Source organism: Armatimonas sp., assembly GCF_043760365.1.
Classification (GTDB): Bacteria; Armatimonadota; Armatimonadia; order Armatimonadales; family Armatimonadaceae; genus Armatimonas.
The window spans coordinates 1-10,014 of sequence record NZ_JAYUPA010000758.1 but is presented as its reverse complement, the minus strand read 5'-3'; the positions used below and the strand labels follow the sequence as shown (position 1 = coordinate 10,014).

Below are 10,014 nucleotides of genomic sequence, written 5' to 3'. Positions count from 1 at the left end.
CTTCTAACTCGCTTCCAGCGGGGCGAGGGACAGGCCAGCGCCGCCCCGTACCAGAACAGTGCCCGGGCGCTCACCCTCCTGGGCTTGTTCCCCGTTCTGCTTGCCCCCGAAGCGCGTGATGTGCCCCTGGCAGGGCTCTTTGCGGCGGAGGCAGTTCTCTGGCTGGTCGCCGCACGAACGCCGCAAGGCCTTTTGTGCACCTCGGCGCTTGCCCTCGCGGCCTGCCGCCTCGTCGCCCTTGCACTCGATGACTGGTTTGTCGCTGCCACGGGCCTGCCCGCCGGTCCGCTGCGCTGGTTGCTGCTTCCCGCGCTCGCCTTCGGACTCCTGAGCCTGCGCACCTCAACCGAAGAACGTGCGGTTATTTTGCGGCAGTGTGCCCTTGCGGCGTTTGGCTGGGCCTGCGCGGGCCAGCTCACCGGGCTTATGGACAGCAAGAGTGTCGGGACAAACTGCACGGTGCTGATGCTCGCGTCCGCCGGGCTCGGCCTCTGGGGGCTCTGGCAGGACCGGCCCGTGGCGGCGCGCGGCGCACTGATCCCTCTGGGATTCGCTCTGGCGGCGCAGTGGCTACGCTGGGCAACGGTGGGGCATGACCTGCCCCTTCCCGTTCTCGCCCTGGCGCTTTTTGTGGCGGGTGTCACGCTTCCTGCAAAGGCGGATCTCGGGCCACGGGCCACGCTGTGGCTTCTTGCGGTGGGGCATCTCGCAGCGAGCCTGCTTCCTGCGGCCCTGCTCCCGTTCTGGAGCCTCGCCCTGGTTCCCGTGCTCCTCTGGCTGAGCCGCGCGGAAGGCGACACCGACAGGCCACTGCGCCTCACGGAGTTCTTTGCCGTGCTGGGTTTCTTAGCTATGGTACTACTTCCTTCGGGCAGCTCGCCGCTCTCGATCGTGGTGACGGGAGCCGCACTGGCCGTGGTCTCGCTGCTAGGGTACCGCCCCAGCGGGGTTGCGACTGCGGCCGGACTGGCGACCGCTGCCGTGGCGCTTGCAGCGAGCGGGTACCCACACCCTTCCCTCTCCCTGGCACAGGTGGGCTTCTTACTGGCTGGCCTTGCTGCATTCTGGCTGGGGCTGGCGGCGAGCCTCCGGCGGAGCACTCCTCTCTGGGAAACACTCAGCGCCGTGGGCGTGGCCACCACAGCAGTCGCGGTCGTGACCGGGGTGTACAGGCTCACCGCGCAGGATCAGGGGCGCTGGACAATCTACACGCTTGGGCTGAGCGCTGCGACTCTCGCGGCCACGGCGGGCTTGCGCAGGCAGCCCAACTACCTCCACAGCGCCTTCGCCTGTGCCTTCGCCGCCTACGGCCTCTATTTCTTCGACCAGTTCGGGCTGGGCTCCGACAAACTCGGCTACTTTCTGATGCCCATCGGGATCTATCTTTTGTTGATCGCCGAGCGCATGAACCAGGCCCCCCTGCGCGCCCCTGGTTTACTTCTGCTACTGGGCCCCTCACTTTTGGCCATCGTCACCAACCCCCACGACTGGCAGCACGCGATTCTGCTCGTTCTGGAGTGCTTGGTCGCCGTCGCGGCGGGCATCCAGCAGCGCGTCAAAGTCTATCTGGGCGGCGGGATCGCGTTTCTCATCACGCTTCTGGTCATCAAACTCTGGGATCCGCTGCGGGAGATCAACTTCGGGGTCTATCTCACCCTCCTGGGCGTCGGGGTTCTCGCTGCCGCGCTCCAGTTTGATAAGCGCCGCGAAGCACTGCGCCGCTGGGCCGAATCCGTGCGGGAGACCTACCAGAGCTGGGACTGACTAAGTCTCTGTACGAACCCAGCGCTGGGCCTTCATCTCGGAGCGCGGCAGCGTTCCAAAGGCGACGAGGACTAGGGGGATGCGCAGATGAAAGGTCGTACGAAGCGCTGATTCCGCCGCGAGGCGCAGTGCTTCGGGATCAGGGCAGGTGGGCAGCGCTTCAAGCTCGACGAGTGCCTCTCGGAGGGCATTGACGGTGCTCAACGTGACGCGGTACTCGCCCATTTCTGCAAAGCGCCTTAAAACCGCCTCGACCGCCGAGGGGTAGAGGTTGACGCCGCGCACCACGAGCATATCGTCGGTGCGGCCTAGGATTCCACCCTCTAGCACCAGATCGGAGCGGCCACAGGCACAGATGGTATTAGTACTAGGTTGGACAAGATCACCCGTTCGGTAGCGCAAGAGCGGCGAGCCCATGCGCCCCAAGTTCGTCAGTACCAGCTCACCACGCTCACCGGGAAGCGTCGGTTGGAGTGTCTCCGGGTCGAGAACCTCGGCGATAAACCGAGACTCCAGCACATGCAGCACGCCCGGGCGCACAGGGCACTCGAAGCTCACAGGGCCGGTCTCGGTCATCCCGTGGTGATCCCAGAGCCGCGCGCCCGGCCAGAGCTGCTCGATACGTGCCCGGGTCGCCGGAATCCCCGCGCCCGGCTCACCGGCGACAATAATGCGGCGAACGGCACTAGTCGCCAGATCAATCCCCTCTTCTTGCGCCACTTCCCCCAGGCGGATCGCGTAGGTTGGCGTGCAACAAAGCGTGGTAACACAGTTGTCTAGGATCGTCTTGAGGCGTGCAGCGCTGCTCATCCCTCCGCCGGGCAAGCACAGACAGCCCAGGCGCTCCCCGGCGGCAAAGGCAGTCCAGAATCCCAGAAACGGACCAAACGAGAAGGCGTAGAAGAGGCGATCACGGGCAGATACTTCGGCGGCGCGAAACACCTCCATCCAGTTCTCCACCATCCACTCCCACGAGTCCGTGGTGTCCAGCCAGCGCAGGGTGAAGCCGCTCGTGCCGCTTGTCTGGCAGAAGCGCGTGTAGTACTCGATGGGGTAGGTCAAGTTGGTTCCGTACGGCGCGTACTCCCGCTGATCGTCCACGATCTGCTGCTTGGTGGTTAGCGGAAGCTTTGCAAAGAACTCCGCCAGCGAGCCGACTCCTTGCGCTAGGTCTGCCGCTTCGAGTTTTGGGGCGTAGAAAGCATTGCTTGGCACCAGCGCGGCGAGGAGCGTATTGAGCTGCTTAAGCTGCTCGGCTTCAAGTGCCGCGCGATTAGGGAAGCTCATTGGGTTTCCGAAATTTCCAAGATTTCCTCAGGGGCAACATCAATTTGCACCGCGAGCGCCTCAGGGATTCGCGTGGCCTTCATCGTGCCCATCTCGACGTCCATGGCGACGCATACCACGGTCATGCGGCCCGTCGCCACTTCCAGCAACGGCTCCTCCCCGACTTTGGTGATATGAAATTCATAGCGCAGCGACTTGGATTTTTTCTCAACCACAACCAATCTCACGTCCAGTTCATCCTCGAAGCGCAACGGCGCACGAAACTCGCAGCCGACATCCACCCGTGGCCAGCCGATACCGGCATCCCGGCTCGCGACGGAGAAACCCAGCGAGCGAAAAAACGCGTGCTCAGTCACCTCCATGTAGCGAAAGTAGCTGGAGAAGTGAATGATGCCCGCCATGTCCGTATCCGCGAACTCAACCCGGTGGCGCAGGACGAACTCATGGGGCATGGGAACTACCTCTCCCCCTACCCCCTCTCCCGGGCAGTCGTCCCGGGTGCCCTCTGGGCGTGGGAAAGGGGAAATGATATGATCTGCCTCCCCTCTCTTCCCCAGCGAAGAATGAGCGCCCGCACCCAGAGGGTACCCGGGGAGGGGCTGGGGGAGGGAGAGGTCGTTTACGCATGGGGCAGAATCTCCAAGATGTCCGCAATCACCGCACCGCTTGGTGTCGCGTGGATATTGCGTCGCCCGTAGAGGGTATTGGTCTCCTCCGAGAGCCCAAAGACCTCGTTGATAAACGCATTGGCCTCGATCTTCAGAAACGCCTGAGGGCAGCTCACGTGCACGACCTTGTGCTTGGCCAGAATCGTGCCCAGTGGCAGGTGCCCTGCCTCAATATCCGTACGTGCCTCGGGCGTGAACTCGCTCAGATGAATCGCAATCGCCCCAAACTCCACGGGACTCTTTCCGGCGAGCAGAATGACCTCACGGAAGAGTACATCGCCCTGAATGCGGCGGCCCAGCACGCGAAGCGCGATCTCCTGTCCGTGAAACGCACTCAGAGTCGGGGTCATGTCGTTGAGATGCACCAGAAGCTGTCGGTAGGGCTGAGGAACGGCCTCACCCTCCACCCGCTCGATCCGTGGCAGGGCAATGCCTTCCTGCTCATGCAAGAGATCCAATGGGAAGAAAAGATTAAGCTCAGGCATACCGCGCATCTCGGTGCTCGGGCAGGAAGAACTCATGGACAAGGCGATCCACACGAAGCAGGCCCTCACGGTTGAGCCGCAGCTCGTCGCCGTGCTCTTCCAAGTAGCCCTCGGTTCGCAGCTCCTTCAGAGTCTCTGCAAACCGCGTGCGCAGGTCCACACCGAACTTATGGGCAAAGTAGCCCCGATTGACATGCCCCAGCTTGAACTGCAAGATCAGCTCACGGATCAGGCTCTGCTCCGCCGTCGGAGTTAAAGCACGGTAGATCGGAAGCTCACCCCCCGTGATTTTGTCAATATACGGATCGAAGTTGTGCTGGTTCTGGAAGTGGACTCCCCCAACATGGGAGAACGACGCCACCCCGAGCCCGAGCAGATCCGCGCCCGCCCAGAGCTGATCGCGGTAGCAAAACCGGGTTGTGGCAGGATCACGCACAGCGGTGTAGCCGCTGGTGACGGTGTAGCCTGCCTGCTCTAGCTGCCCAAACGCGTACTGCACCCACTCACGCTTCTTGGCCCAGGTCGCCACGGGAGCGATCTCGTTGCCGCCCTCCTGCATCTCCGCAAAGATCGTCGTGTTGTAGGGAATCTCCATCTGGTAGATCGTCACGCTGTCGGGCAGAAGCTCGATGGCTTTCGCGACCGTGGCCTGCCAGAGCGCGTCGGTGTCGCCCATCATTCCCGCAATCAAGTCAATGTTGATCTGTGGAAAGCCCACGGAGCGCGCAAAGTTGTAGGCACGGTCAATCTCTTTGGCTCCGTGCGCACGGCCATTGAGCTTCAGGATGCTCTCATCGAAGTGCTCCACACCCAGGCTCAGGCGCGTCACCCCGACATTGCGAATCGTGGTCAGCTTGTGCTCATTAAGCGTCCCCGGCTCGCACTCGAACGTCACTTCCTCCGCCTCGTCCCAGGGAAGAAGTGCCTTCATAGCATCGGTGAGGTAGGTGAGCTGCGTGGTCGAAAGATACGACGGTGTCCCACCGCCAAAGTACACAAAGCGCGGCTTGCGTCCCCCAATAAACGGCTTGCTCGCGTAGGTTGTCATCTCCGCAATGGCCGCATCCAGATAGCGCTTGATCTCCCCGGCGTTCTTATCGGTGTAGACGCGAAAATAGCAGAAGTGGCAGCGCTTGCGGCAAAACGGAATGTGCAAATAGATTCCGAGCGGCGTGTCTGGCAGGGGTTCACGCTCCAAAGTGGCAAGAGCCTCCGGCACCGAGGCGGGTGTCCAGAAAGAGTAGGGAGGGTAGTTGGAGACGAAATAATTTCCGGCCTTGGTCTCTTGCGCCCCGAGCATCTCTAAGTTCAGTCGTGTTGTCGCCATTGCGTCGTCTTTCTTAAGTCTGGCAAAAGCCAGTGTAGTGCAGGTGCGGTCATCATCGTCGTCACGAGTGCCATCACCACCATCATCGCAAATAAAGTGGGAGAAATAACGTGAAGATCGAGCCCAATGTTCAATACGATCAGCTCCATCAGCCCTCGCGTATTCATCAAGGCTCCTAGTATCATAGCGTCGCGCGTTCCCACGCCAGTTCCCCTCGCTGCGAAAAAAGTGCCCCCCACCTTCCCCAAGGTCGCTACCAGAATAATACCACCACAGATCAACCAAACTCCTGCGCCAGAGAGGAGGTCAATTCGTGTGCGCATTCCCGTGAGGGCAAAAAACGCGGGAAGCAGGAGTGCGGTTACCACCGGCTGAAGTTGCTGAATCAGTCTCTTGGCAATCCCACTGCTACTGGGAAGAATCGCCCCGAGCAGAAATGCACCAAAGATGGCATGGATACCAATCTGCTCGGTAGTCAGAGCGGAGAGAATCAGTGCCACCAGCACCAATGCACTACGCGTCGGTGCAGGGAGCTCGGCCTCCCAGCGTGCAATCAGGCGACGTGCCAAGGGTCGCACCACAAATAGCATGACGGTTAGATACGCCAGAGTGAGGAGCGCGACGCGCAGCCCCACCCCAACCTGCGTCTTCACCACCCCTACCACAAGCGCCAGTAGGCACCAAGCCGCGCCATCGCCCACGGCAGCACACGTGAGCGCCAGAGAGCCAAGCTCGGTCTTCAGTAGCTGTCGCTCAGCGAGGATGCGCGCCAGCACCGGAAACGCAGTCACGGAGAGAGAGATTCCCAAGAAGAGGGAAAAGCCAAGAAATCCCACTGTGCCTCCTGCAAAGCGGGGATAGAGCAGAAACGCGAGTCCCATTCCGAGGCTAAAGGGAACCAGAAGCCCCGCCAGAGAAGTCGCCACCAGGGTTTTGGTTCGCTGCCGAAGCGCTTGACCGCTGAGTTCAAGCCCCACCGTAAACATGTACAGCAAGATTCCCAACTGAGCGATTATACCCAGCGTGGGAGCCACGGAAGAGGGCAGCAGCATCCCAGAAAGGCGTGGCCCCAGCAGCGAGGGACCAAGGAGTACGCCCGCAACAATCTCCCCGATTACCGGCGGCTGTCCCAAAAAACGAAGTATTTTCCCCAGGATAAGCCCTGTCACGATCACCGCAGCGAGCGCCAGAAGTACCTGAGACAGGGGATCGGCCAGGGGCATCCTAGGGTTTGTACCCATCGGGGAGCACCAGCTCATTGGCTTTGTGCTCCACATCCATCCCCGAGGGCGTGTCCCACGGGGCGGGCGGGATCTTATTGTCCGGGTAGAGCGACTCCATCGGGGCCCAGACTTCGTCCACGCGCTCCGTGAAGAGATCGCCGATAAGTAAGTCGGTCATGGTGTTGCGAAGATGCGGGTAGGTCTTGATAAACTGCCCGAAACTAAAGCCCTCGTAGTACTCACAGACCAAGCGGCGCATGCGATCCACGCCCTTGTTGAAGTCCGGCCCCCACTTGCCCAGCTGCTCCTTCGAGACATCGCCTTTCTCCAGGCCCTCCACCACCGCATCGGCGGCGAGTTGACCAGACTTGAGCGCGAGCAGCACCCCAGAGGAGTAGAGCGGATCCAGAAAGCCAAACGCATCGCCCACCAGCACCCAGCCGTTACCCGCCGCCTGTGTGCAACGGTACGAGTAGTCTTTGGTCGCAAAGTAGCCCGTGTCGCGTGTCGCGTTGGCGAGGCGCTCTTTCACGCCGGGGCACGCCTCCACTTCCTCTTGGTAAGTTTTCTCGTGGCTCTCACGGCCCTTGAACAAATAATCAAACGGCCCAACCACGCCCACACTCATGCGGTCGTCGTGGAGGGGAATGTACCAGAACCAGCCTTTTTTGTCGCCCGTCTGGAGCACCATGGTCGCCCCGGCGTTGCGGCCCTCGTCGCGAAAGGCTCCTTTCCAGTACGTCCAGATTGCGCCTTTATTCAGCACGGGGTCCCAGGTGCGCAGATTGAGCTTATTCGCCAGAAGATTGCTCTGTCCACTGGCATCTATCACGACACTCGCGTGCACTTCCTCCAGTGTGCCGTTTTCGAGCTGAATCTTCACCCCGACAGCCTTGCCGCCCTCAAAGAGCACTTCCCGCACACGCACGCCCTCTTGCGCATCCACGCCATGCTCACGGGCGTTGTTGAGCATCATCAGGTCAAACTCGCTACGCACCACCTGCCAGGTCTGGGAGCACTCGTGGGGCTTGTTGTCCCAGAAGTAGAACGGCGCACTGGTCTTGCCCGCGGAGTTGACGAACTGGACACTGTGCTTGTGCACAAAGTGGCTCTTTTTGAGCTTCTCCAGCATCCCCAGGCGCTCCAAAACCCAGTAGGTCTCCGGGATCAGCGACTCGCCGATATGAAAGCGCGGGAAGTGCTCACGCTCGAAAAGTCGAACCGTGAAGCCCTTCTGAGCAATCAGGGTAGAGACGGTCGAACCGGCAGGCCCGCCACCAATGACGATCACATCAGGATTACTTGCATGACTCATTTTTGCTTACTTCCCCATAATCTTAGGAATTGCGCCTTCAAAGGCAGAGCGTAGCTGGTCCAGTGAAAGTTCCAGAAGTCCCGCAGCATCGAGCTTGTTGTTGTTTTTCACTTGCCCGATAAAGACAGGCTCGACACTATTTTGCTCGCACAGATCCAAAAGCGCACTCTGCTCGGTGGTGCCTTCTTTCACCGTCACCACGATACGGCTCGGGGACTCGCCAAACAGCACTGCGCTCCAGGGAAGATCGCTGCCGTCTCCTGCCACAAAGTCCGTGATGGCGAAGCGGATCTCGGCCCCTTTGTTGCCCCCCAGACAGCTCTCGGCGACGGCGGTCATGAAGCCGCCCTCGGAGCAGTCGTGGGCGCTCTGGATCAGGACGAGGGCGACGGCCTCACGAACGACTTTCTGGACACTCGCTTCGGCGGCCAAGTCTAGCTTCGGCTTGCCCTCGGCGCGCCCATGAATGCGGTAGAGATACTCGCTCCCCCCAATTCCCGTCGCGCTCTCGGTGCCAACCGGGCGCAGGAGATAGATGAGATCGCCGTCGCTTTGGAAAGAGAGGCCCATCGGCTCGACGTTCTCCGGGATCACGCCGACCATGCCCACGGTGGGGGTTGGGTAGATCGCGCCCTCGGGGGTCTCATTGTAGAAGCTCACGTTCCCGGAAACAACCGGCGTCTTGAAGAAGTCGGCGGCCTGCGCCATCCCTTCCACGGCACGCCGAAACTGCCAGAACCCGGCGGGCTTCTCGGGCGAGGGGAAATTCAGACAGTCCGTGAGCGCGGCGGGCACGGCCCCCACACAGCTCAAGTTGCGTGCGGCCTCCGCGACGGCAAGCTGCGCTCCGACAAACGGGTCCAAATAACAGAAACGCGGGTTGCAGTCCGTGGTCGCTGCGATCTTTCGCCCGTTTGCCTCCCGAATGGAGAGCACCGCCGCATCGCCGCGCCCCGGAAGCACCTCGGTCTGGGTCTGTACCATGGTGTCGTACTGCTCCCAGACCCAGCGCTTGCTGGCAATACTGGGCGTCGCGAGCAGCTTCAGAAGCACTTCCCCGTAGCTCTCGGGCTCGGGCAGGGTCGAGAAATCCGCGCTCTGGACTTGGGCGATGTACTCGGGCTCGGCGGCGTCTAAATAATACGTCGGGCACTCATCGGCCAGCGACTTGGCGGGAATATTGGCCTCCAAGCGCTCACCGTCCCAGACCTGCACGTTGCCGGTCTCGGTCATCACCCCGATATAGGCCGCGTTCAGCCCCCACTTATGGAACACCGCCGCCACTTCGTCCTCGCGGCCTCTGTCCACCACGGCTAGCATCCGCTCCTGGCTCTCGGAGAGCAGCACCTCGTAGGCGTTCATCCCCGTCTCACGGCGCGGTACTTTCTGGATATCAATCGTCATCCCCAGCGAGCCCTTGGCGCTCATCTCGCTCGTCCCACAGGTCAGCCCCGCCGCGCCCATGTCCTGAATCCCGACAATCCCGCCGGTCGCCAGCGCCTCAAGCGTCGCCTCAATCAGTAGCTTCTCCATAAACGGATCGCCGCACTGCACATTGGGCCGCTTGGCCTCCGATTCCTCACTTAACTCCACACTGGCAAACGTCGCCCCGTGAATCCCATCGCGCCCCGTCGCCGAGCCGACATAGAGCACCTGATTGCCGATTCCCTTGGCCTTCGCCGACGCAATCGCATCAAGCTTCACAATCCCGATGCTCATCGCATTGACCAGCGGGTTGCCGTTGTAGCACGGATCGAAGTAGATCTCGCCCCCTACCGTGGCGACGCCAACGCAATTTCCGTAGGAGCCCACACCAGAAACCACGTGCTCGAAGAGATAGCGGTTACGGATCGCGGTGGCGTCGTTGCCCTCAATCGGACCGAATCTAAGGGAGTTTAAACTCGCCACCGGGCGAGCGCCCATGGTGAAGATATCGCGCAGGATT

General features: G+C 61.3%; 8 protein-coding genes. 1 reads left to right on the top strand and 7 read right to left on the bottom strand.

Going from position 1 to position 10,014, the window contains the following annotated elements:
• The coding region (locus ACH2EH_RS18160) for an SCO7613 C-terminal domain-containing membrane protein (RefSeq protein ID WP_395143817.1) at positions 1–1,764 on the top strand (1,764 nt) is incomplete at its 5' end.
• Here ACH2EH_RS18160 and ACH2EH_RS18155 read toward each other — a convergent pair.
• The 7 genes from ACH2EH_RS18155 to purL form a co-directional block, all read right to left on the bottom strand.
• Positions 1,765–3,051, bottom strand: a complete 1,287-nt coding sequence (locus tag ACH2EH_RS18155) for a phenylacetate--CoA ligase family protein (protein WP_395143816.1) — start codon at positions 3,049–3,051, stop codon at positions 1,765–1,767. It lies immediately after the preceding gene.
• Entirely contained in the window at positions 3,048–3,503 is a 456-nt protein-coding gene (locus ACH2EH_RS18150) for an acyl-CoA thioesterase (RefSeq protein WP_395143814.1), read from the bottom strand. Before ACH2EH_RS18150 ends, ACH2EH_RS18155 begins: the two co-directional genes overlap by 4 nt.
• Positions 3,504–3,670: 167 nt before the next feature.
• The gene (locus tag ACH2EH_RS18145; RefSeq protein WP_395143812.1) at positions 3,671–4,204 is read right to left on the bottom strand and encodes a hypothetical protein; all 534 of its coding nucleotides are present in this window, start codon (positions 4,202–4,204) and stop codon (positions 3,671–3,673) included.
• Positions 4,197–5,531, bottom strand: coding sequence for a coproporphyrinogen-III oxidase family protein (locus tag ACH2EH_RS18140; RefSeq protein ID WP_395143810.1), 1,335 nt, complete (start codon positions 5,529–5,531; stop codon positions 4,197–4,199). The genes ACH2EH_RS18145 and ACH2EH_RS18140 overlap by 8 nt, the downstream gene beginning before the upstream one ends.
• Positions 5,513–6,754, bottom strand: a complete 1,242-nt coding sequence (locus ACH2EH_RS18135) for a cation:proton antiporter (protein WP_395143808.1) — start codon at positions 6,752–6,754, stop codon at positions 5,513–5,515. The genes ACH2EH_RS18140 and ACH2EH_RS18135 overlap by 19 nt, the downstream gene beginning before the upstream one ends.
• Before the next feature lies 1 nt (position 6,755).
• A complete protein-coding gene (locus ACH2EH_RS18130) occupies positions 6,756–8,069 on the bottom strand; it encodes an NAD(P)/FAD-dependent oxidoreductase (RefSeq protein WP_395143806.1) in 1,314 nt (437 codons plus the stop codon).
• A 6-nt stretch (positions 8,070–8,075) separates the two neighbouring features.
• On the bottom strand, positions 8,076–10,014 hold a 1,939-nt coding region (gene purL / locus ACH2EH_RS18125), incomplete at its 5' end, for a phosphoribosylformylglycinamidine synthase subunit PurL (protein ID WP_395143804.1).